The organism is Spirosoma fluminis (assembly GCF_054778895.1).
Genome location: NZ_BAAGZD010000041.1, coordinates 1,021,730 through 1,045,089 on the forward strand (window position 1 = coordinate 1,021,730; position 23,360 = coordinate 1,045,089).

The following is a 23,360-nucleotide window of genomic DNA, read 5'->3' on the forward strand; positions in this document are numbered from 1 at the left end:
TGTCACTACGCACGCTCTTTGGAACAGAATAGATATTCATGTTCGTAGAGAATTTACGTTTGTAGTCACTGTTTTTTGGCGAAGCAACTGCCGAACAGATGCCACATGAGCCAAAATGACTAACGGTACCAAGCAGGAAGGCAGCAGATTAAAAGGGAAATAACCAATGGCAATATTAGGTTGATCGAAGGCTAATCTTTGAAACGGCGTCGGCGCTGACAGCAGTCCATTAAGGGCAATATTAACGACTAAGGCAAGGCAGACAAAATTCCAGATCAACAGCAGCGGTTTGTTAGGCCGGTTGCCGATAAAGCCAAAATAATAGATCAATGGCGCCGACAAGCCCGAGAAAATATCGAAGTTACGGCCTTCAAACGTCATAAGCTGGGGAATGGTTTTATACGTAAACAACCAGAACAATACGATTTCAACGGGAACACGGACGAGGTGAAACAACGTCAATGTTTTCATGTCGATCTGATTGACAAACGCTTTGCCTCGCGTTGTACTCATCAGCACAATGATCGTGAGCACAGGCGGCAGTAGTAGCACCGGGATTCGGGGCAGACCAGGGGTTCTATCAGCATAAAACCCGACAAGGCCCATAACCGACTGAAACCCAATCCAGGTAGTAAGGACAACCAGAAACGTTCGGTTATAACGTGTGGCTTTGGCGAATAGCCAACTACCTGCCAGAACGGTAAGTCCGAAGACAATAGGAATGTAAACAGGAAGATGCTCGATGACCTTGTTGTTTGATGACAACGCAAAGGAACTAAGTACTCAAATCAGGCTGCTTGCCATTTGGCAAGAAAGAACCACAACCTATTTTTTAGCGAATTCGCGCCGAATTCGACTCAACGACGTGTCGGTAATGCCGAGATAGGACGCAATGTGTTTGAGTTGGGCATATTGAAATACCTCCCGTTCGGTATTCATCAAGTTTTCGTAGCGTTCTTCGGCGCTTTTGTTGATGAGTTCCAGCGTTCGCTGTTTAAAGGTCGCAAATGCTTTGACCAGCATCATGCGGCCAAACTCCCGAAATTCGGGTGACGAATGAAAGAGTTTGTTTAAGGTCTCGAACGTAATAGCATAACCGGTGCAGTCGGTCAAGGCCTGGATACTTTCGGTTGAGACAGTCCGCATAAACAGCGACGATACCTCAAAGACATACCTCTGCTTTGAATAAAAGTAGGTGGTCACTTCGTTTCCGTCGGGGTCATGAGTAAAGGTCCGCATACAGCCTGTTTCTAGAAAAAAATAGTCATTACTCGTTTTACCTTCTTTGAGAAAGAACTCATTCTTCTTGATAATCCGCTCCTCAAAGTGGTCGATGATATGCGTCAGGGCTGGTCCAGAAACAGATATGTCACTTTGAATAAACGTGATTAGTGCTTCTTTGGCCATTGTGTTTTGAGGAGGCTTTATAGACGATAGGGAGTTTATACTACCGACCAAACTTAAGTGTGGTACCGATTCGAAAACCAAGCCCTTTGTACTGCGCATCCTGCCACTGCGAAATCACCTCGACCCGGAAAAACGGCAGCACCTGCGGAACGAGCCCGTCCAGCCCATATCCTATCTCTGTGTAGTTCTTCGAAGCGGGCGTATAAAGGTAGTGTACGAACAGGTTCTCTTTCAATCCGACGAGCCGGACCAGCGTCAGCTGCGTGATGAAAAACTTACGAAACTCAGCTAGCACGTGAGCCTCGGCGAATCGCTTACCGGTGCTGTACTGATAATACGGCAACAAACGATACGTCGACACTACGTCCCCCTGCTGGAAAAAGAACTGATTACCCGCAAAATGTTTAAAGTCAGGAAAATACAGCTTCCGGTCATTCACAAACGCACCGGCGCTGAGCTGATAATTCAACCGGCTGCGAATACCCGTTTCGAAGGAATGGCTGATCGTAGCCTGCACGAAATCATAATCCACATCGCCCATCCCCTTCCGGTAATTCAGGCTGAGCAAGGGACTGTCGTTATCACGCCGGGCAATTCGCCGACCGTTACGGATCACGTACTGCGTTGTTCCCAGCTTTGCCGATGCAGTCAGGGTTAACACAACCGCCTGGTGGGTTGGGAACGCGGTGGTTTCTACCTCAGCATTGTCCGGGCGGTTCGGCGTGAAAATGCGATTCCGCCAATTGATCCAGGGTTTAATATCTTCCCTAAAATTCGCCAGCTCGGTACGTTGCGCGTAATCCAGGCTACCCGTCAAGGTCAGCCGTTGCTTGAACGGTGTCGCATTGATGGTCAGGTTAACAAAATCTTTCTGGTAGAGCTTTGCAAAGTTCTGCTCGAACAGCAATGTTGTGAAGGTGTTCAGAAACGGGCTGATCGGGTTGTCCGGATTGTACTGATACAGATAACGTCCGCCCGACAGGCCAATCTTTGTGTTCTTGTGCTGATAACTCGCCAGTCCATAGCCCACAAACTGCTTTCGCCCAAACTGATAACGGGCATTCCCGCCAACGTTCCATTCGCCCAGCAAAATCCGCGTAAACCGATTGACGGAATCCACGCGTGCCCGATACCGAAGATTCAGGCCACCTTCGGCCGAATAGCCCTCCACGGTATTATACTCCAGGCGCATCAACGGGCTGGTGTAGATCAGTGAACTGCGCTTGCTTAACCGCCACGTGTTGCCACTGAGCAGCTGCCCCACCGAGAACTTAGGCGATTTCTTACGCTGCGTACTGTCTCGTTTGGTGCTATCGGCACGGCCGGGCACTTTAATTTCCCGAACGAGGCCCAGACTATCGGCCTTGCGATAGCTCTTGATTTCAGCCGTCGTTAACGGCACTGAACGTAGCGAATCCCAGAAGACATTCGACCGTTTTCGAGCCAGCGAATCGACCACCAGCGAATCGTCACGCACCACCGTTACGTCTTCTTTCCGATTCTTACGAGCCTGCTTCTCCTGTTTTTCGTATTCCTTGACTAATTGACGCAGGTTTTTGGTCGAAAACTCTTTCTGCTTCTTGACCAACTCGTCGAACTGCTTCCCCTTGATGTCACCTTTGCTTAAGGTTTGTGTAGGTGGTGCCTTCTTTTCATCCACCACTTCGATCTCCTCAACAAAGGCAGGGTTAACGACAAATTCACTGAAGGTTAAGCTGCGAACGTACTGTCCGGTTGCCTTTACGCCCAGATACGATCCGGAGCCGTTATAGCGCTGATTCGTCGGCATCCACACCCCTTTCACGGGGCTGCACACGTGCCGGACCGTAAACGACACACCGATGCTGGTGATGGTTTCTAACTGTAAACTATGAATGGCCCAGGTGTTTTCAATAATGAAAATAGTACCCCGAAACACGCCTTCCCCATACTGTCGGGGAATCACCTGAATCTTACTGACCTCAACCGGATTGCCGTCGGGTCCCGGCTCGCGGTACGTGCCTTTGTACTCAAACTTGTAATAGGCAAACGCTTTGGGCGACAGTGGCGATACGGCTCCGGCGATGGTGGGGTTATAGAAACTCGCGTTGTAGAACTGACTTGGACTTAAAAAGTCACCCTGAGAATTCCGGTTCGCGATCACGCGCTGACGATACGTATTCGGCTGCGTGAACGTAACTTCAGAAACTGTTTCGTTCAGGATTGGCACGCCTACTTTGAAGTTAGCTTCTTTTTCGGCTTCCTTAAGTTGCTTTCGGAACGCCATTTCCGCCAGGTTCGGCAAGTCGAGCACCGTAAACGATGACTTGGTGTATACTCTGGCTTTAAAGCGCTGCACCTGTAGCTGGTGAAAGCGACTTTTGGCAATGGCCCGGCGCATGATCGTATACGCTGGATCTTCGTTCCCCGCTTTTGCCTGAACTTCGGCTAATCGATACGCCTGTTCTTCTAAAGTCGCGTCCAACGTCGCATAGCCGCTGACAATCTCAACCGGTTTCTGAATCGTTTGAAAGCCTAAGTACTGGAACACGATCGTATACTTACCTGGCGCTAAAGCTATTTCATATCGGCCTTCGGCATTGGTAATGGTACCAGTAGAAGTGCCCTTCACAATGATGGCTGCGTACGGCAGGGCTTCCCCCTGCGCATTCTTGACGCTGCCGCGCAGGCCCGTAGTTGTCGACTGCGCATGAGCCAATGAAACGTAACCAATAGTCAACAGCGCTAGTAGAAAAGTCTTCATGAACCGATCAGAATGTCTTTATCACCCGAATGTAGTATACTAACGAATAGACATCGGTATATCATTATTAGGTAATTGATTTTATGCAGTAACGGCCCAGATAGCCATTCCTCTGCAAGATGCACGCATTTAGGAAAGCGTTGCCTGCCGCTTACGTTAAAAATGTTTAACGGCTTTACGTATCTTGCTCCGCAACCACTAAAACTAGTGATGATTAAACTGATCTACTCACTGCTACTTAGCTTGTTGGCCTTCACTGCCTCATTTGCCCAGCCTACCACCATCCTTCCCGAACGCGAACGGGCACGAGTCGTTGATGAAATCTTGGAAGATCGGTTCATAAATCTGCTTCCCCAACTTATGCGCCGGGCAGGGCTGGATATGTGGATCATCATTTCCCGCGAATACAATGAAGATCCCGTTCTGCGCACGATGCTGCCATCAACCTGGCTGTCGGCCCGCCGACGAACCATTATGGTGTTTTTTGATACCGGTAAGCAGGGAGCGGATGCCATTGAGAAACTGGCCATCGCCCGGTACGACGTTGGTAATCTCCTGAAAGGTGCCTGGGACATCGACGTCCGGCCGAATCAGTGGGAAGCGCTGGCTAAGATCATCGAAGACCGTAAGCCCAGGAAGATTGGCTTGAACAGTTCGGCTAATTACGGCCATGCCGATGGCTTGTCGTTTACAGAACATGAAGAATTCCTGAATAAACTACCAGCCGAGTATCAGCAACGCATTGTCTCCGCCGAGAAGGTGGCAGTAGGTTGGCTCGAAACACGTACCGAGAAAGAAATGGCCATCTACCCGATGATTTGTCGGCTGTCGCACCAGATCATTCAGGAGGGTTTTTCGGAAAACGTTATCCAGCCTGGCGTTACAACCACGGACGACGTAGTGTGGTGGTTTCGCCAACGAATCACCAGTCTTGGACTGGATACCTGGTTTCATCCAACCGTGGACGTACAACGCGCCGACGAAAAGGAATTCAGCCATTTACGAACCTTTTCAAAGCGACCCGACAAACAGATCATCATGCCCGGTGACTTACTCCACGTGGATTTTGGCATTACATACCTGCGCCTGAACACCGACCAGCAACAGCATGCCTATGTGCTGAAGCCCGGCGAAACGGATGTTCCTGAAGTTATTAAAGCCGCGTTCAAGCAGGGAAATCGCTTGCAGGATATTCTGACGGAGCAATTCAAAGCCGGAAAGACCGGTAACCAGATGCTGCTGGCAGCTTTGGATCAGGCCAAGAAAGAAAGCATCAACGGTACGATCTATTCGCACCCGATTGGTGTACATGGTCACGCGGCTGGTCCAACTATCGGACTTTGGGATCAGCAGAAAGGCGTTTCCGGCTCCGGCGACTATCCACTACTCGCCAATACGGCATACTCCATTGAGCTGAATGCTGCTGTGGAGTTACCCGCCTGGAAGAAAACCATCCGCATCATGTTGGAAGAAGACGGCTTTTTCGACGGCCAGACCTTCCGCTACATCGACGGACGGCAAACAGAAATCTATACAATCCCCCGGAAGCTGGGCTATGTGAAGTAAAGGCAGTGAGAATATGGCCCTCTGGTAAATTATGACACTTCAAGGTAAATTCTGCGTACTTCTTTCCTGAAAACGCTCCCGGTAAATACCCCTCCCCAGGGGAGGGGTATTTACCGGGAGCAGAACGTAATGCTTTCCCGAAAACGGGGTCTCTACTCGAAATTTACGTTACTTCACAGCAACGGGTGAACCATTCCGAATCTCTTCGTTGGCTGATGCGATGATGGGGTCACCTTCGTTTAGCTCGCCAAATATTTCAACTTTATCGTCAGCTTCCAGCCCTTTCTTTATGGGCACCCACTCCGCCTTACCATTGATAACCTTAATCACAAAGACACCAGTTGTCGAATTCACAATGGCGGATTTGGGCACAATCAACGTATTGCTTTTGGTCGGCAACGGCACATTTACCTCAGCCACCATGCCGGGCAGAAGCTTTCGATCGTCGTTGAGAACGTCTACTTCTACCCGTTCCGAACGTAGTCGTTTATCCAGGGCACCCGCCTGGCGTTTCACTTGTCCCGTAAATTTCTTTTCGGGGAATGCCTTGACGGTAAAACTAACCTGATGATTCAAATCAACGTAACCCGTATACGCTTCCGGGACCGAGATCACCAAACGGAGTTTCTTTTGCTCGGTTAGGACAAACAGCGGAAACTCGGACCCTTTGCCCGACGGGCCTATATAAGCGCCCGTGCTGGTGTTCCGGGCGCTGATTATGCCACTGAACGGAGCGCGTATTTCGAGGTATCTTTTCAGATCAGACACTTCCCGATAAGCCGACTTGGCAGCCTCCAGCTGGGCTAAATCCGCGTTGCGTTTAGCGAGCGCCTGGTCGACATCGTTCTTTGATACGGCACCCGAAAATTTGCTGGCTTCCAGCACACGATCATAGTTTGCTTTGCTGGCAATGGAAAGGGCTTCCTGCGCTTTCAGCTTCGATTGGGCCGAGGACAATTGTGCACTCAGTTCAGGCGCTTCGGCTACAGCCAGCAGTTGACCCTGTTTCACTTCTGAACCAACGTCTACATACATCGTTTTAATGAATCCGCTGACCTTTGCGTAAATGTCGACATCGCGGAAGGCAACTAATTCGCCGGGCACTTTCAGTGAAGACGCCAGTTTACCACGCTGTAATTGTATGACTTCTGTAGCCGCGGGCGCTTCCACCTCAGATGCGTTAGCAGCCTCTTCTTTACCTTCGGAAGAGTGGCAACCAGTTAGCGAACTGATAAGCAGGAAGCCACCAACGGCGGCAAGCAGATTATACACTGATTTATGGATTAACCGATTCATACGGTACTGGAATATAGTATTTACTTTCTTTGTCTTCAGGGTCGAGTGATACAGATTCTGTAGTGGCTTTGCCCTGTACCCAGGCAAACACCAACGGCAGAATAAACAGGGCGGCAAAGGTTGAAGCCACCAGACCACCAATTACGGCCCGGCCCAGCGGAGCCGCCTGCGAACCGCCTTCACCCAGACCCGAAGCCATTGGAATCATTCCTACAACCATGGCTACGCTCGTCATGATAATTGGCCGCATACGTACCGAAGCCGCTTCTTTAGCCGCCAGTAGGGCGTTGCCATGCCGTATTCGTAACTCTTCGGCATTCGTAACCATCAATACCGCATTGGAAATCGACACACCGACCGACATGATCATGCCCATGTACGATTGCAGGTTCAGTGTAGAGCCGGTCAGCATCAGCAAAACCAGTGAGCCGACCAACACGGCCGGTACGGTACATAAAACCACCAACGATACTTTAAATGACTGGAAGTTTGCCGCCAGCATCAGGAAAATCACCACAATAGCCGTCAATAAACCCGTTTGCAGACTGTCCAGCGTATCGATCAAGACCTGGGTTAAACCCTGCATTTTTACAGTTAATCCGCGGGGTAGTTCCCCCAGCGAATCAACGGCTTTCTGCACATCCCGGGCTGCCGTTCCCAGGTCCATATCGTTCAGATTTGCCGTTACCGACAGTACTGGAATAGCGCCCACGTTATCGTTTTCGCCGTAGGTCGTTCCTTTCTGCAAAGTGGCTACGTCGCTCAGGACCGGTCGGTTTGCGTTGGACAACACCGGAATTTCGCCCAGGTCGTTGATGCTGGTCATATGATTCTCGGGAATCTGCACCTGTACGCTATAACTCTGGCTCGATTTCGGATCAATCCAAACACTTTTCTCGGTATAGCGTGACGACGACGTAGCAGCAATCAGCGAACGCGAAATGGCCGATATATCGGTTCCAAGTTGTGCCGCTCGCGTCCGATCAATCGCTACGTTAATGGTGGGGTATTTTGTCGATTGGCCAATCTGTACGTCGCGCAGATACGGAATCCGTTGCAGCCTGGCAATTACCTTATTGGCGTATTCTTCGTTCTGCTTTTTGTTCTTACCCGACAGCTTCACTTCGATGGGCGTAGGCGATCCCTGGCTAAGGATTTTGTCGGTTAATTCAATCGGTTCGAAGGAGAGCTTCACGTCGGGCAACGCCTGTTTCATGTTGGCTCTGAACCGATCTTTCAGTTCGTCCAGGTCAACGTCGTACCCTTCTTTCATACTCACCTGCAAAACGCCCTCCTGCGGTCCGGCCATAAACAGATAAATCGGGCTCGTCGAGAACTGAGCGCCGTGCATCCCAACCATAGCTGAGGTGATCTCAATATTTTCTTTGCCAACGAGCTTGTTGAGTACGCCGATGGTCTTGAGCATGGTCGCTTCGGTTTTTTCGAGCCGGGTCCCGTCGGGGTTCCGCAAACGTACCTGAAACTGCTCGCCGTTCACCTTTGGCAATACGTCCCGACCGATCGACGTAATTAGCAGAAAAGCCACAGCTAACGAACCAACGACGTACACCAGAACGATGGGTTTCCGGTACGGAATTGTGCGGTTGATAAACCTGACAAACCGCGCCCGAACCCGCTCGAAATAACCGATTTTGCCATCATGGTTTAGATCGAGCTGATGCGCCAGCACTTGCTTCTGATGCAGCACATCGTTGGTCACGCCCTTTCCATTTTTGGCAGCAGCTCCGTTGCCATTCGCTTTGATCAGATTTCCGTTCAGGGGCTCATGCTGATGGGCTTTCCCGTTGCTGGTGGTGTGATGCCCTTTCATCATCCAGTTCGCCAGCACCGGCACCAGTGTCTGAGCCATCAGGTACGAAGTAATCATCGAAAAGCCGATCGCTAACGCCAGCGGCAGGAATAAGGCCCCCGGAATCCCACTCATGGTAAAAGCCGGTGCAAACACCGCCAGAATACAGAACAGGATCAGCAGTTTCGAAAAGGCAATTTCCTTACAGGCATCCCAGATAGCTAACGCTTTGGGCTTGCCCATGTCCAGATGCTGGTGGATGTTCTCAATCGTTACGGTAGACTCATCGACCAGGATACCAATTGCGAGCGACAGACCGCTCAGGGTCATAATGTTGATCGTCTGGCCGAATAAGGACAGGAACAATACGCCCGAAATAATACAGGTCGGAATGGTGATGATAACGATTAACGCCCCCCGCCAGTCGCCCAAAAACAAAAGCACCATTAATCCCGTCAGGATAGCGCCGATAGCGCCCTCCGTCATCAGGCTTTTTACGGCGTTGATTACGTATACCGACTGGTCGAAGGTGTACGTCAGCTTTACGTCCTCTGGCAAAAGCGCCTGAAAGCGGGGCAGTGCCGCCTTTAAATTTTGTACGACCTCCCAGGTAGACGCGTCGGCAGACTTGGTAATCGGCAGGTATACCGACCGTTTTCCGTTCACCAGTACGTAACCCTGCGTAATATCGGCCCCGTCTTCAATCGATGCTACGTCTTTCAGGTACAAATTCTGTACACTCCCCGTATAGAGCGGAATGTTGCCAAAATCTTTGATGTTCTCGACGGTTGTATTGGCAGGGGTAAAATAGTTCAGGTCACCGATCCGCACATTTCCGGCAGGAGTTGCCTGGTTATTGATACGTAACGCAGCCACCAGCTGGTCGGGTGTCAGGTTATGCGACCGCATCAGATCCGGGTCGACCTTGATGACAATAGACCGGGAGTTGCCGCCAAACGGAGCCGGTGATACCAGACCCGGAATTGACGTAAAGCCCGAACGTATATATACGTTCGCTAAATCCTGTAGCTCATTGTTAGTACGTATCGGACTGCTCAACACCAGCTGCCCAACCGGTAAGGTCGACGCATCGAAACGCAGAATAAACGGCGGTTGCGAACCCGGTGGAAACGAAGACTGCGCCCGGTTGGCGTAGGCCGATACCTCAGCGGCCGCCTGCGCCATGTTCGTTCCTTCGTAGAACGACAGTTTCAGCAGGGTGATGCCCTGAATATTTTTGGTTTCAATACTCTTTACGCCCGATACGTAAAGCAGCAGGTTCACGTACTGTTTCCCAAAGAACGACTCCATCTGGTTGGGGGTGTAGCCACCAAAGGGTTGGGAAATATAGATGACGGGTAAGTTGAGATTCGGGAAAATGTCAATCTTGATTGTTCGAACGGCACCGATACCAAAAAAGAACAAGCTCGCTACTAAGACAAGAACGGTAATCGGTTTACGTAACGCAGATCGTATTAAATTCATAACTCGAATGAGCCAGTTAAGTAATTATACCTCAGTGCTTTTACTCGATTCCGGCACTAGGTTAAGGCAAAAGACTATTTTTCCCTGAATCCTTTACATTCAAAGAGAAACGCTTCTAAAAGTTACGCATTCACACGCTAAATTCCATTGGTTTTGTCCTACATCAGCCCGTAAAAAAAGTGCCGGGTGAGGGCCCGACACTTTTGAATCTTACTGAATTTGCAATGAATTAGGCTAGCCGGTTGATGCAGTTCAAATCTTCGAACGCAACTTTCAGGCGCTGCACCATGCTTTCTTCGCCTTTACGGAGCCACACGCGCGGATCGTAGTATTTCTTGTTCGGCGAATCGGCACCTTCGGGGTTACCAAGCTGCGATTGCAGGTAGCCTTCTTTCGCTTTGTAATAGTTCAGAACGCCTTCCCACATAGCCCACTGCATATCGGTGTCGAGGTTCATCTTCACCGCACCGTAGCGGATCGCTTCGCGAATTTCGTCGCGGCTCGAGCCCGACCCGCCGTGGAATACGAAGTTTACGGGCAACGGTCCGGTGCCGAATTTCTCCTGGATATAATTCTGTGAGTTGTTCAGAATGATCGGCGACAGCTTCACGTTACCGGGCTTGTAAACGCCGTGTACGTTACCAAATGCAGCCGCAATGGTGAAGTTCGGCGAGATTTTGCTCAGCTCTTCGTATGCATACGCTACTTCAGAGGGCTGGGTATATAACTTAGAATCGTCAACGTCGGAGTTATCAACGCCATCTTCTTCGCCACCAGTTACACCTAACTCAATTTCCAGCGTCATGCCGATTTTGGCCATGCGCTCGAAGTACTTCGCGCAGATTTCAATGTTCTCTTCGAGCGGCTCTTCCGACAGGTCGAGCATGTGCGATGAGTACAGGGGCTTACCGGTTTGATCGAAATGCTTTTCGCCAGCGGCCAGCAAACCATCAATCCAGGGCAGCAGTTTCTTGGCGCAGTGGTCGGTATGCAGAATGACCGGTACGCCGTACAATTCGGCTACATGATGAACGTGCAGTGCACCCGAAATCGACCCGGCAATGGCCGCCTGCTGCTTGTCGTTCGGCAGTGATTTTCCCGCGTAAAAAATACCACCGCCATTTGAGAACTGAACGATTACTGGTGAGTTGACGGCTTTAGCCGTTTCTAATACAGCATTGACGGAGTCCGTTCCAACAACGTTGACGGCTGGCAGGGCATAATCATTTTCGTTGGCGTGGCGGAAAATTTCGGTGACGCCTTCGCCGGTTACAACGCCGGGGGCAAAACGAGTGGCTACTTCGCTCATAATTAGGGCTAATTTTGGATTCGTTCAAGAAATAATTCGATGGAAACCCGACCAGCCGAATTATTGGTTTTCGGTTGGTAAAGTTGGGGATATTATGGAAATATTGCTACTATCCCTCCACATTGAAAACACCTTATCCCATGTATGCAGTTCTCCGCTTGCTGACAATCTGGAGCATGTCTTTTCTATCCGCCTTCGGCCAGGCAGATTATCCACCTCTTCCGGATGGAGATTATGAAATTCAATCGTTACTCATCAATCGATTTATCAATTGTAACCAGGTACGGGTGCCCCACGAACGCTGCCTTGTATTTGTTCGACCAGTTACGGATACTCAGTATCTGGATGAGCATCGCCTGACTGACTTAAAGGAGCAGCTAATTAAACAAGGGAAGTTAATCTCATTCGTGCCCGATTCGTCATGGGTGTACTTTATACTGACTATTAAGATAGGTGTTCAGAAAATCAGCAGTCGAAAACAAGTTTAACTCACAAACCAAACAATTTTGTTCACGCAGGCGCTTAGTGACTACTATTTTGGAAAGAACGGTGAAGGTCGTGGGTTCTTTGGCTTGCGCAGAGACTACAAAAACTTTGCTACGATAGTAGAATTTTCTAAAGTTACCTACTCAACAAACGGCACTAAAGCGGTATGCTATTCCTCCGAAGTAAGTGATGGCGAAGCAGGAGCCGGTTATATAGTCTTCCTGGAAAAAAGGTCAAAAACGTGGCTGGTGATCGGTTCAGAGATGATATGGATTTCCTGAAGCAATCTGTTCTTTTTTACCTAACACTTTTTACAGCATATTTGGGTGGATAAACATAAGCCCTTAAACATTGAAAACATCATTCTTCTGCCCGATGTGGGGCATGGAAAGCATACCGTATCCTGAAGCCGCGAAACGGGTCAAAGCGGCTGGTTACGACGGCATGGAAATCTCAGCCGGACCAGGCAAACGCGGGGAAGCCGTTCAGGTGATGCGCGATAACGGTTTAGACGTAGTCCTGATGGCGTTCGGTGAGGGCAGTAAATTCGCTGAGCACAAAAAGAAATACCGCGACGACCTGCTGGACATTGCTTCGCATAAGCCCTCGTTCATCAACGCGCATACCGGCCACGACTACTTTACGTTCGAGCAGAACGCCGAACTGATTCAAACCGCGCTGGATGTTCAAAAGCAAACCGGCATTCGGATTCTGCACGAAACGCACCGGGGCCGCTTTTCATATAGTGCCCCCGCCATTCAGTATTACCTGCTCAAACTACCTGAGTTGCGGCTCACGGCCGATTATTCGCATTGGGTCAACGTAGCGGAATCGTATCTCGGCGATCAATCCGACAACGTCAACCGGGCCATTGCCGTCAGTGACCACATTCATTGTCGGGTTGGTCAGCCCGAAGCGCCCCAGGTCAGTGATCCACGGGCTCCCGAATGGAAAGATGCGCTGGAAACCCATGCCAAATGGTGGGATGCCATTCGGGAGCGTTTGCAAAAAGCGAATGCCCCTACCCTGACCGTTACCTGTGAGTTTGGCCCGGCTCCCGGTTATCTGCCGACCATCCCGTACACCAATCAGCCCGTTGCCAGTCAGTGGGACATCAACGTATTTATGAAAGACTTTCTTAGAAAACGGTGGCAGGACAAGTGACGTAATATCGTCTTACCGTATGATTTTTGCTGGATACGTAGCGAAATCGATTTGGTACGGTAACGTATTAAGAAATCCTGGCCCGTAATTCGTAAATTTGGCTATATGCTTCGAATTCGTCACATACTTAGTCTGGTGCTTTTATTCGTTACGTTGGGCCCCGCTCTGGCCCAACTGGAACACTCGTTACGTATCGAAATTCCATCAGATCCCAACGAAGCCGAAGCTTTTGACGTAACGCCCCTCAACGAACACGGAGTTCTCGTTACCATTCGGACCGGCGGATTTTATGACAATTCGCCCGCTGAGTATACGTTCCAGAAATTTGATACAAATCTGAAATCGCTCTGGCGCGTTGAGTATAAGCAGGACATTCGCTACCGGCCTTTACTGTCGTACGAAAACGACCAGTACATATATCATCTGTTCCGCGAGTACGACACCGATAAATATCAATTTCTTCGGCTGCATCTGGACGATGGCGTGATCGAAACGTTTGAAGGGCGTCTGCTCGACCAGTTTTCGATTCAGCAGTTCAAAGTGATGGGCAACCGGGCGTTTGTGGGTGGCTACCACCACTCGCGGCCCGTAGTGATGGCGTACTCTTTTTTTGACGGCTCCGCCAAAGTACTGCCCGGCATGTACGTCAACCGCATGGAGTTAAGCAGCCTGGAAATTGACGAAAGCCGTCAGGAAGTAAACGTCCTGGTTCATTCGCTGAAACGTCACTGCAAGTTCCTGATCAGAACGTATAATTACGACAACAAGCTCATCCGTACCATTGATTTCGACGGGGCCAAAAACAGCCTGATTTCAGGGAAGCTTCTGCCGGTCGATGAGCACGAATCACTGCTGGTTGGCAACTACTCTACCGACTGTACACCGTATTCGCAGGGGATTTACGTAACGCGCATCCGGCACGGCGAATCGGCGGACGCATCAGCCGAAGCCGTCAGCAACATTCAGTATATCGAGTTCTCGCAGCTCAAAAACTTCTTTAACTACCTAAAGCCCCACCGGCAGCAGAAGCTGTTGGCCAAGGCCCAGAAGAAAAAAGAAGAAGGCAAGGATTATAAATTTCATTACCGACTTCTGGTGCACGACCTTCAGCCCACGCCCGAGGGTCTGGTGTTGGTCGCTGAAGTCTACTACCCGCAGTATCGGGGCAGCACCCTTGCCTACGGGGGCTACCTACGCGGGGCTGACCGCTACGAAGGATTTCATTATACCCACGCCTTTGTTTGCGGCTTCGACAAACAGGGGACCCTGCTGTGGGATAACTGCCTGCCCATCAAAGAACTGCTGAGCCCTGAATTAGCCGAGATGGTACAAATTTCCCAGCAGGGCGACCAGATGGTGTTAGCTTACCCGAACGATGGCGAAATCACCACCGAAGTCATCCAGGGCAGCAAAGTCCTCAAAGAGACGGAAAAGTATAAGTTGCAGACCAGTGCGGAGGATGAAAAAGTGACGTTTTCGGCGCAGGATAACTTACTGGCGTGGTACGATCGGCATTTCCTGGCCTGTGGCTTTCAGAAAATCGCTCCCTCAAAAAACTACACCAATCAGCGTGAAGTATTCTACCTGAACAAGCTGACCTACAGCGCCGAATCGACAAAGTCCGGTTCCAATGCTACGACCCGAAAAAACGACGGACCAGAGCGATAATAACGTTCAGGAGAATACTGACAACAAGGCACGTAACGATTGGGAAGTAAAACCCGCTCCCGTCTTTGCCTTCGATACGTATATCGCCCGGCAGCCGCCCCAGCCCGTTCAGCTTGTCCCCTAAAAAATATACGACCGCGCCAACAAGTACTAACACTAGGCCGGCCAGAATAATGTATTTGCCAACGGACGAATTCATAACTCAAGTTAATGTAGCGCTCTCGAATAACACTAGGCTATTCCCATAGGTTTTCTAAAAACAGCCCTTTAATCACGGGTTGGCCGAGCAGCGCTGATTCTGGGTAGGCCAGATACGTATTCTAAAATAAATGCAATTTTAATTAAGCCCTGCTTGCATATTTACAAACTTATCCGTACTTTTGTACCAGAATTTTACAAGCGACATCCGTCGTATCTCTGTTTCTCTCCTTTTACACGCTGAGTTAGGTCTAACAGAGCCAGTACGGATGTACAGATGGGTTTTCTGTGTGGACGCTCTTGTATAGAGCAATAGCGCGTGGGCTAATCATCAATCGGTCATACCGACATTTCGGTATATTGTCTTGTTACCTTTAGTAGGTTGGGCCGGGTCGCCAAAGTGGTTTGGTGGTCCTTGTTGGGTCGTTGGGGCAATCGTTGGTTGGGCAATTCCTGCAGTATCGCGCCGTTCACAGGCACATTCTCGTCTTCGCTTGGATGGTTTTTTATCATTTTTCCAAGTAATGAAAACGAACAACACAAACACTGACGAACAGGACAATGTTCTGGACGTAAATCAAGTTGCAACGGATAACGCCAACGATGGCAATAACCCCGTTGATGTAGAGAATACCAGCCTTGAAGCAGCAATTCCCGCTGACGCACCAAAGGCCGCTGATCCAAACCAACTTCTGTTTTCCAACCTCGACATCTCCGATGAGTTGTTACAGGCGGTTACCGATATGGGGTTTGTTAGCCCTTCACCCATTCAGGCCGAGGCTATCCCACCAATTCTGGCTGGCCGCGATGTGATTGGTCAGGCTCAGACCGGTACCGGTAAGACAGCCGCATTTGGTATCCCAGCGCTCGAGCTGATCGATGTGCAGGATCGCTCCGTGCAGACGCTTGTTCTTTGCCCTACGCGTGAATTAGCGCTTCAGGTAGCAGACGAGATCAAGAAATTAGCCAAGTATAAGCGGGGTATTCGCATCGAAGCCATCTATGGTGGCGATTCGATCGACCGGCAAATTCGTTCGTTGAAGAGCGGTGTGCATATCGTTATTGGTACGCCAGGCCGGGTTATGGACCACATGGAACGTAACACGCTGAAACTGGGCAACGTGAAGATGATGATTCTTGACGAAGCCGACGAAATGCTGGACATGGGCTTCCGCGAAGATATCGAAAGCATTCTGGATGAGATGCCCGAAGAGCGGCAAACCATTCTGTTCTCGGCTACAATGTCGAAGCCGATCATGCAGATCACCCAGAAGTTCCAGAAAGACCCGGTGCTGGTGAAGGTGGTTAAGAAAGAGCTGACCAACACCAACATTGAGCAGGTTTACTTCGAGGTGAAACCGAAGGCGAAAGTTGAGGTAATGTGCCGTCTGATCGACATGTATGACCTTAAACTGCTGCTCGTGTTCTGTAACACGAAACGCAAGGTTGACGAAATCGTTGAAGACCTCCAAATCCGGGGCTATCAGGCTGAAGGGTTACATGGCGACCTGCGTCAGGCACAGCGGAACAACGTAATGAGCAAGTTCCGCTCAGGTACAACCAGCATCCTGGTTGCAACTGACGTAGCCGCCCGTGGTATCGACGTAGACGATGTCGACGCGGTGATCAACTTTGACATCCCGCTTGACGAAGAATATTACGTACACCGTATTGGCCGGACAGGCCGGGCGGGTAAATCAGGCCGGGCTTTCTCAATGGTGGGCCGGGATGAAAAATACCGCTTCCGCGAAATTCAGTCGTATACGAAAGTACGGGTTGAAAAAGGCGTAATTCCGTCCTTCGAAGACATCGTAGGCGTTCGCAAGGCACGCTTTATTGAGCAGATTCAACAAACGATTCAGGAAAGTCAGGACCTTAATCTCTACGAAGATATGCTGAATCAGTTGCACCACGCCGGTTTTTCGACCGAACAGGTTGTAGCCGCTCTGGTGAAACGCAGCATGGGTCTTGAGAAAAATGAGTTCGCTGAGCAGAACCTGGGTCTTGAAGACGATCGTCGACGTGAAGGCTCAGACCGTCGGGGCGACCGGAATGACCGCGGAGGTCGTTTTGAAGACCGTCGGGGTGGCCGTAGCGAAGGATCGTCTCGCTTTGGCGACCGTGACCGGGGAGGTTCCCGCTTTGGCGACAACGACCGGGGTCCACGCTTCGGCCGTGGTGACGGACCGGACCGCGAACGTAGCAATGACCGGGGTAAGTTTGAACGTGAGCGTGCTCCGCGCGAACGTGATGCCAACATGACCCGGTTAATGGTTAGCATTGGCCGCAAGGACTTTGTCCGCCCTGGCGACATCGTTGGTGCCATTGCCGGCGAAGCGAATATTCCGGGCAGCAGCATCGGCAGCATCGATATCTTTGATAAGTTCACCTACGTAGACGTGCCAAAAGACATGGCCAACGTGGTTCTCGATGCTATGGAAGGTAACACCATCAAAGGTCGCCGGGTAAACGTAGAAGTAGCGCGGTAATTCAGGGTTAGAATTATTCGACTTAATAGATTGATATAACAAGAGCCGACCATTATGGTCGGCTCTTGTTATTTACAGCCAGAAGCAGGAAGTTTTCTTTTTATTCCTCGAAGTAATAGCCAAAGATGATTCCCATCTCATCTTCGCTGGTCAGGCCAAAGTTTACCGTCTTATTCGTTGTGTTGTTATATGTAATTTCGGAAGTAAGTCCTTCGCCTTTTTTCAATTCGATCGGTGCTTTAAACGTAACAATGTCTGGATGGGCCCAGTCCGTAGACGTGTAGATTATTTCGCCATTGCGAGATCCTCCTTTGATCTTAATGACAAACTTCTCACCCAGCTTATGCATGTGCGAGGTCAGGGTCAGAATCTTCCGTGGTTTACTGACCGTGAACGTTTTCGTGAGCGTTACCCGCTTATTGGCCGGAATATCAAGATCCATATTGCTTAAGTCGAGCGTTTGCACTACAATACTAACTTTCGACTTGTCGACCGAATACAGATTGATTTGGGCCTCGCCTTTCATCACCGCATCGGTCTTGTTAACGTAGTGTGAATTGAGGTCTAACGAAGCCCCCGCCGGTATCAGTAAAGCCGCTCCTTCCGGAAACGTATAGTCCTGATACTGCGCCTGAGAGCCCGCCAGATACACGTGGTTCGACATGCTTAACGCCGTTAGCAAGTTCAGCGAGTTGTCGGCATTGCGCAGATCACGGACATCATTCAGGCCAGGCAAGAGATTTTTATTGCGGAAATCGTAGGCCACAAAGTGATGACTTCCACTGCGCATTTTTATCTCATACCGGTTAACATACAGGTCCTGCGTATTGCCCACCAGCTTACGCATAAACAGTTCGCGCTCGAATTGGGGCTGAATGTCGAACGCAGCAATGTTCATCTGAAAACCAGTACCCGCAGCGGGAGCCGGTAGCGGCTCGAACGTAGTGGACGTACTTGTTTTGTCATCCAGCAATTTTGCATCCGCCACACTGCCGGTTTTAGGAGCGCCCGCTTCAATCCATCGTCGAACGAAATCGACTTGCCCATCCGACAATGGATTACCACCCAACGGCATCGGATTGCCATACTGCTTCCCGCCGTGGTGATTTTGGGCAACGCTCAATTTGTGATAAAGTAAGCTTTCCAGCGAGGAAAACGGCTTAACCCGCTTCAGGCCATCGGCTTTAGCGGCACTATTTCTCGGATCAGCCTCAACCAGGTTTTGGTAGGCTACCCCAACGGCCAACACAAGGCCGTGCTGCAGAAAATCAGCATCTTTTTCGGAAGCATGGCAGCCCGACGTAGCGCAGGAAGGCGTTAAAATCCGCTGCTGAATCAGATCGAACGAGGCCAGCGCATCGGGATCATCAACAGCCGTCCCCGATTTTTGACAGGAACTTAACGCAAAGGCCAGGGTGAGCGCGTTTAAAGCGAAACGTGTTACGTTGCAGAAGTTCATGCAGGAGGTTGCTTAAAAGCTCCTGAAAGGTAACAAATTAGCTCTGCAATCTTTTTAGAACTGCAACACAAAATCCTGCCGGGGTTGCTCTTTTCGGAAGAACACCAGCCCCACCCAAAACAAATCAACCGTTACGCTGACGGCGGGATGCTGCTGAATATACGCCCAGGCCTGTTCCATCTCAACTGACCAGTGAATATCATCAAAGACAAACACCGTGTCATTATGGATATTCGACAGGCAGGTTTCAAAATAGCGGACTGTTGGCTCGTACCGGTGGTTGGCATCGAAGAAAGCCAGATCGATTGGTTTTGAAAGTGCCTTAACCTGCTTAGGCAACGTATCGTCAATATTCCCGACTACGGTCGTTACGTGGTGCAGCGTTAATTGAGCGAAATTCTGCTGCGCAACAGCGGCTGTAGTGGGGCATCCTTCAAACGTCAGCACCTGACCCGCAGTACGTTTAGTGGCTTCGCCCAGATAGGCCGTAGTTAAGCCCAGCGATGTGCCAAGATCAAGAACGGTTTTCGCCTGGAATCGGTCGACAAGCCGGAATAACAACCGGCCAAAGCGAGCCGGTTTCTGAGAATGGCGGGCAATGTCACGAATCGTTCGCTGGCGCGACGAGTTTACTTTTGAACCCGCCCCGTAATCGGTGATGGTTATTGTCTGTAGATTCTTCCGCAATTGTTTACGCAACGCACGCAGTGGCGCGAAAGCGGGCTCCCGCCGATTGTCTTTCCGAATAACCTGACAGTATAAGGCAAATAAGAACGGAGAGTGAAGCGAATGTTCGTCGCGGGCACGACTTAAGTAGCGAAGATAAGCAAGAAGCATTGGCAATGAACGGTGACTCGTAACCGGCGCAGAGCCAAAGGCGCTACACTGTCGGGCATCATTCAAGATAAGGTGAAGGCCGATTGATCGGTACTTACTGGATTAATTCAACCGGTAGGGCACAACCATTGTAAACTCGGGAATGGTTACGCGAAGCTGCTTTCCGTCGATAATGCGTTCGACGAGGTAGGTACCAGCCATTTTGCCCATGCTTGAGCGCAAGTTGCAGCCTGATACGTATTCGTGAACTTCCCCCGGCTCCAGCACCGGTTGCAGACCAACTACCCCTTCGCCCTCAACCTCCCGGACCGTACCGTTTGAATCAAAGATCATCCAATGACGCCGAAGCAGTTGGATGGTGTAGTCGCTGGCATTTTCGATCGTGATTCGGTAGGTGAACACGTAGTGTGCCTGGAGCGGACTGGAGTAGTCCGACTGGTATTCTGTTTTCACGCTTACCTTTACACCTTCTGTGACTGACGAAACCATAAATTCAGTGTCGTTTGCAACCTTAGAACGAAAATTAAGTTGATTAGTTTTGTTACGCAAGAACCACTTTCAAAAAATTTTCGGGGAGTGGATTCCGGCGTTTATGGGCCTATAATGCCGAATCATTACGATCAGTTCCCCGCATGAAAGTATCTATCGAAGAATCGTGGCAGTCACGACTACAGCCGGAGTTTGACAAGCCTTATTTTCGCCAGTTAGCCGAATTTTTACGGCAAGAATACAGTACCCAACGGGTTTATCCGCCGGGTCGTCTGATGTTCAATGCCTTCAATGCATGTAAATTCGACGATACCCGCGTCGTCATTCTGGGGCAGGACCCGTACCACGGCGAAGGACAAGCCAATGGGCTGGCGTTTTCCGTTGCTGACGGGATTACCAAACCACCCTCGCTGGTCAATATTTTTAAAGAAATCCAGGATGACTTAGGAAAACCGGTTCCCAAATCAGGAAACCTGGAACGATGGGCCAGTCAGGGGGTTATGCTGCTCAACGCTACGCTCACCGTCCGGGCCGGTCAGGCGGGTTCGCACCAGGGCAAAGGTTGGGAGACTTTTACCGACGAGGTTATCAAACTGATCTCGGATGAGAAAGAGCATGTCGTTTTTATGCTCTGGGGCGCTTACGCCCAAAAAAAGGGGGCCGTTATCGACGGCAAGAAACACCTGATCCTGAAATCCAAGCATCCCTCGCCGATGGCCGCACAATGGGGCGGCTGGTTTGGCAACAAGCATTTTAGCCAGGCCAACGAGTACCTCATCAGCAAGGGGCTGGCCCCGATTGATTGGTAAAACCAGGAAGGGAGGAAAGGGAAGAGGGGGACGCATGGGAAAAGGAGCTTACTATAAGCCTTCTTTAGTCCCATTCGTCCCCCTCTTCCCTTTCCTCCTATTCCTTAATCAATCGTCCGGAACAGGCGGTTCCAGCGAATTTTATTCCAGATGTTGGCCGGGTTGGGGTCGAGTGACATCCACACGAACACCGCTTTGCCAACGATGTGGTCTTCAGGTACAAATCCCCAGAAACGCGAATCCAGCGAGTTATCGCGGTTGTCGCCCATCATGAAGTAATAATCCTGCTTGAACGTATACGACGTAATAGGCTGTCCGCCAATTTTAACGCTGGTCGGTGTCAGCTCAACGTTTTCATTTCCTTCGTACAGTTCGATTACCGGACCATACAAGGCAATCGTCTGTGGATTGATTTGTATGGTAGCGCCTTTTTTGGGGATCGTAATCGGCCCAAGATTATCGTGATTCCATTTGAACGTTGGCGTCCCGTAAATGCCGGGTGACATCTCACCGGGCGTATCGGCCATAGGCTCAATGCCTTTTACCCAATCAAACTGCTTGAATTTAGCGATTACGTCTTCGGTCGTGTTGATGCTGTAGCCAACCATCGCCGATGTTTTGGTTGAATCGTTGTACTGCTCCAGAGGCTTCCAGTTCTCTGTTGGCTGGCTGGGGTCCCGGTAATCATTTACGATATCATACTTACGGAAGAAGTTTGCGTCGAGCACCTCCGTTGTTTTTACGAAATACTTCTGTTCCGAACGGGGCGGTTTCGCAAAAGGCTTGCCATTCACAAAGACTTCGCGCTGCCGAACCTCAAGCACATCGCCCGGAATACCGATGCACCGCTTGATGTAATTCGTTTTCAGATCGACGGGATAATCGATGTTGTCGTTCAGATACTTAGGCGGTACGTTGAACACCACTACGTCTCCGTTCTTCACATGGGTAAAACCCGGCAAACGGTACGAGGGCAGTTGAATCGCCGTGCTGTACGACGGAATATTCGTACCCCAGATTTTCTGGTGGGTCAGCGGCACCTGCAAAGGCGTACGGGGTGTCCGGGTACCGTAATGCAGCTTGCTCACGAACAGAAAATCGCCAACCATCAGGCTATTCTCCATCGAGGGCGTCGGAATCGTAAACGCTTCCATAAACAGCCAGCGAATCAAGGTCGCGGCCACAACGGCGAACAAAATAGAGTCAAACCACTCTCGGAAGGCTGACTTTTGCGGCTTAGCCGGGTTCTGAGCGGCTCTGATTTTTACTTCTGACACGGTATCTTAAACAGTAAATGACAAATGATAAACGAGCGCTGACGAAGGAGTAACGAAATGCGAAGTTACGAAAGATGAGTGGCTGATTAACAACCATTCATCACTATCGGTTAACGTTCATCATTCCCCAGCAGGTCATCCATACCAAATACACCCTCACGACCGGCAATCCATTCGGCGGCAATTACAGCGCCCAGTGCGAACCCCTGACGGCTGTGAGCCACGTGGGCAATCTCGATTCGGTCGACATCCGACTCGTACCGTACTACATGGGTCCCCGGCACAGCTCCTTCCCGAAGCGACTCGATTTCAACGGCGTCGGTTGAGTTAATACGGGCACTGTCAGCCTCTTTGCTCTCCCAACGTTGCTTGGTTGGCAAGTGTTCTACGATGCCTTCCGCCAACGTAATGGCTGTACCGCTGGGCGCATCCTTCTTTTCGGTATGATGAATTTCCGTCATCGATACGTGGTACGACGGGTAATTCCGCATAAACTGAGCCAGCGTTTTATTTAGCCGGAAAAACAGATTTACGCCGATGCTGTAGTTCGATGCGTAGAAAAAAGCGCCCTTCTTCTCCAGGCAGGCCTGCTCAACTTCCGGCCGGTGACTTAGCCAACCGGTCGTTCCACAAACAACTGGCCAGCCTCGTTCAAAGCAGTACATGATATTTTCAACGGCGGACTCGGGCGAACTGAACTCGATGACTGCATCGACGCCGTCTGTTTTTAAAGCAAGCAACTCGTCACGGTTATCGGCATCGATCCGGCCAACAATCTGGTGACCGCGGTCAAGGGCAATCTTCTCGATTGTCTTACCCATTTTGCCATAACCTAATAGAAGAATATTCATAATTAAAATCGAGGAGG

General features: G+C 50.3%; 19 protein-coding genes. 7 read left to right on the forward strand and 12 right to left on the reverse strand.

The features are described from left to right. Positions 1-36: 36 nt before the first annotated feature. Genes ACYVBJ_RS26075 through ACYVBJ_RS26085 form a run of 3 tightly spaced genes read right to left on the reverse strand, consistent with a single transcriptional unit; the run spans position 37 to position 4,150 of the window. Positions 37-765: a hypothetical protein gene (locus ACYVBJ_RS26075; RefSeq protein WP_460985219.1), complete on the reverse strand. Its 729-nt coding sequence runs from the start codon at positions 763-765 to the stop codon at positions 37-39. 60 nt (positions 766-825) lie between these two features. Continuing rightward, entirely contained in the window at positions 826-1,407 is a 582-nt protein-coding gene (locus ACYVBJ_RS26080; protein ID WP_460985220.1) for a Crp/Fnr family transcriptional regulator, read from the reverse strand. A gap of 40 nt (positions 1,408-1,447) precedes the next feature. Next, positions 1,448-4,150, reverse strand: coding sequence for a DUF5686 and carboxypeptidase regulatory-like domain-containing protein (locus ACYVBJ_RS26085; RefSeq protein WP_460985221.1), 2,703 nt, complete (start codon positions 4,148-4,150; stop codon positions 1,448-1,450). Between the two features lie 210 nt (positions 4,151-4,360). On the opposite strand from ACYVBJ_RS26085, the gene ACYVBJ_RS26090 reads away from it, so the two are divergent. Further along, positions 4,361-5,716 carry a M24 family metallopeptidase gene (locus tag ACYVBJ_RS26090; RefSeq protein ID WP_460985222.1) on the forward strand — a complete coding sequence of 452 codons (1,356 nt, stop codon included), beginning with the start codon at positions 4,361-4,363 and terminating at the stop codon, positions 5,714-5,716. A gap of 168 nt (positions 5,717-5,884) precedes the next feature. Here the strand turns inward: ACYVBJ_RS26090 and ACYVBJ_RS26095 are convergent, their stop codons facing one another. From ACYVBJ_RS26095 to fbaA, 3 genes are all read right to left on the reverse strand, one after another. After that, entirely contained in the window at positions 5,885-7,012 is a 1,128-nt protein-coding gene (locus ACYVBJ_RS26095; RefSeq protein WP_460985223.1) for an efflux RND transporter periplasmic adaptor subunit, read from the reverse strand. Then, a complete protein-coding gene (locus tag ACYVBJ_RS26100) occupies positions 6,993-10,307 on the reverse strand; it encodes an efflux RND transporter permease subunit (protein WP_460985224.1) in 3,315 nt (1,104 codons plus the stop codon). Before ACYVBJ_RS26100 ends, ACYVBJ_RS26095 begins: the two co-directional genes overlap by 20 nt. A gap of 229 nt (positions 10,308-10,536) precedes the next feature. Further along, on the reverse strand, positions 10,537-11,616 hold the full coding sequence (gene fbaA, locus ACYVBJ_RS26105; RefSeq protein WP_460985225.1) for a class II fructose-bisphosphate aldolase: 1,080 nt from the start codon (positions 11,614-11,616) through the stop codon (positions 10,537-10,539). A gap of 140 nt (positions 11,617-11,756) precedes the next feature. On the opposite strand from fbaA, the gene ACYVBJ_RS26110 reads away from it, so the two are divergent. From ACYVBJ_RS26110 to ACYVBJ_RS26125, 4 genes are all read left to right on the forward strand, one after another. Further along, complete coding sequence (locus ACYVBJ_RS26110) at positions 11,757-12,104, forward strand: hypothetical protein (protein ID WP_460985226.1); 348 nt, start codon at positions 11,757-11,759, stop codon at positions 12,102-12,104. Positions 12,105-12,122: 18 nt separating this feature from the next. Further along, positions 12,123-12,383, forward strand: a complete 261-nt coding sequence (locus ACYVBJ_RS26115) for a hypothetical protein (protein WP_460985227.1) — start codon at positions 12,123-12,125, stop codon at positions 12,381-12,383. A gap of 70 nt (positions 12,384-12,453) precedes the next feature. Beyond that, positions 12,454-13,266: a sugar phosphate isomerase/epimerase family protein gene (locus ACYVBJ_RS26120; protein WP_460985228.1), complete on the forward strand. Its 813-nt coding sequence runs from the start codon at positions 12,454-12,456 to the stop codon at positions 13,264-13,266. A 105-nt stretch (positions 13,267-13,371) separates the two neighbouring features. Continuing rightward, a complete protein-coding gene (locus ACYVBJ_RS26125; protein ID WP_460985229.1) occupies positions 13,372-14,934 on the forward strand; it encodes a hypothetical protein in 1,563 nt (520 codons plus the stop codon). On the opposite strand, the gene ACYVBJ_RS26130 is transcribed toward ACYVBJ_RS26125, so the two are convergent. Further along, positions 14,900-15,133, reverse strand: a complete 234-nt coding sequence (locus tag ACYVBJ_RS26130; RefSeq protein ID WP_460985230.1) for a DUF2905 domain-containing protein — start codon at positions 15,131-15,133, stop codon at positions 14,900-14,902. The two genes, ACYVBJ_RS26125 and ACYVBJ_RS26130, sit on opposite strands and share 35 nt — an antisense overlap. A 523-nt stretch (positions 15,134-15,656) precedes the next feature. Here ACYVBJ_RS26130 and ACYVBJ_RS26135 point away from each other — a divergent pair. Then, a complete protein-coding gene (locus ACYVBJ_RS26135) occupies positions 15,657-17,621 on the forward strand; it encodes a DEAD/DEAH box helicase (RefSeq protein ID WP_460985231.1) in 1,965 nt (654 codons plus the stop codon). Positions 17,622-17,721: 100 nt separating this feature from the next. Here ACYVBJ_RS26135 and ACYVBJ_RS26140 read toward each other — a convergent pair whose 3' ends face one another. The 3 genes from ACYVBJ_RS26140 to apaG all read right to left on the reverse strand — a co-directional run bounded on the left by ACYVBJ_RS26140 (position 17,722) and on the right by apaG (position 20,406). Continuing rightward, on the reverse strand, positions 17,722-19,080 hold the full coding sequence (locus ACYVBJ_RS26140) for a monooxygenase (protein WP_460985232.1): 1,359 nt from the start codon (positions 19,078-19,080) through the stop codon (positions 17,722-17,724). Between the two features lie 54 nt (positions 19,081-19,134). Next, complete coding sequence (locus ACYVBJ_RS26145) at positions 19,135-19,917, reverse strand: O-methyltransferase (protein WP_460985233.1); 783 nt, start codon at positions 19,915-19,917, stop codon at positions 19,135-19,137. 102 nt (positions 19,918-20,019) lie between these two features. Then, entirely contained in the window at positions 20,020-20,406 is a 387-nt protein-coding gene (apaG, locus tag ACYVBJ_RS26150; protein ID WP_460985234.1) for a Co2+/Mg2+ efflux protein ApaG, read from the reverse strand. 143 nt (positions 20,407-20,549) lie between these two features. Between apaG and ung the strand changes: the two genes are divergently transcribed. Further along, positions 20,550-21,215 (forward strand): uracil-DNA glycosylase, encoded by a 666-nt coding sequence (gene ung / locus ACYVBJ_RS26155; protein ID WP_460985235.1) that lies wholly within the window; start codon positions 20,550-20,552, stop codon positions 21,213-21,215. A 104-nt stretch (positions 21,216-21,319) separates the two neighbouring features. On the opposite strand, the gene lepB is transcribed toward ung, so the two are convergent. Both lepB and dapB read right to left on the reverse strand, forming a co-directional pair. Further along, positions 21,320-22,492 (reverse strand): signal peptidase I, encoded by a 1,173-nt coding sequence (gene lepB, locus ACYVBJ_RS26160; RefSeq protein ID WP_460985236.1) that lies wholly within the window; start codon positions 22,490-22,492, stop codon positions 21,320-21,322. A 110-nt stretch (positions 22,493-22,602) separates the two neighbouring features. After that, the gene (dapB, locus tag ACYVBJ_RS26165) at positions 22,603-23,343 is read right to left on the reverse strand and encodes a 4-hydroxy-tetrahydrodipicolinate reductase (RefSeq protein ID WP_460985237.1); all 741 of its coding nucleotides are present in this window, start codon (positions 23,341-23,343) and stop codon (positions 22,603-22,605) included. Positions 23,344-23,360: the final 17 nt, after the last annotated feature.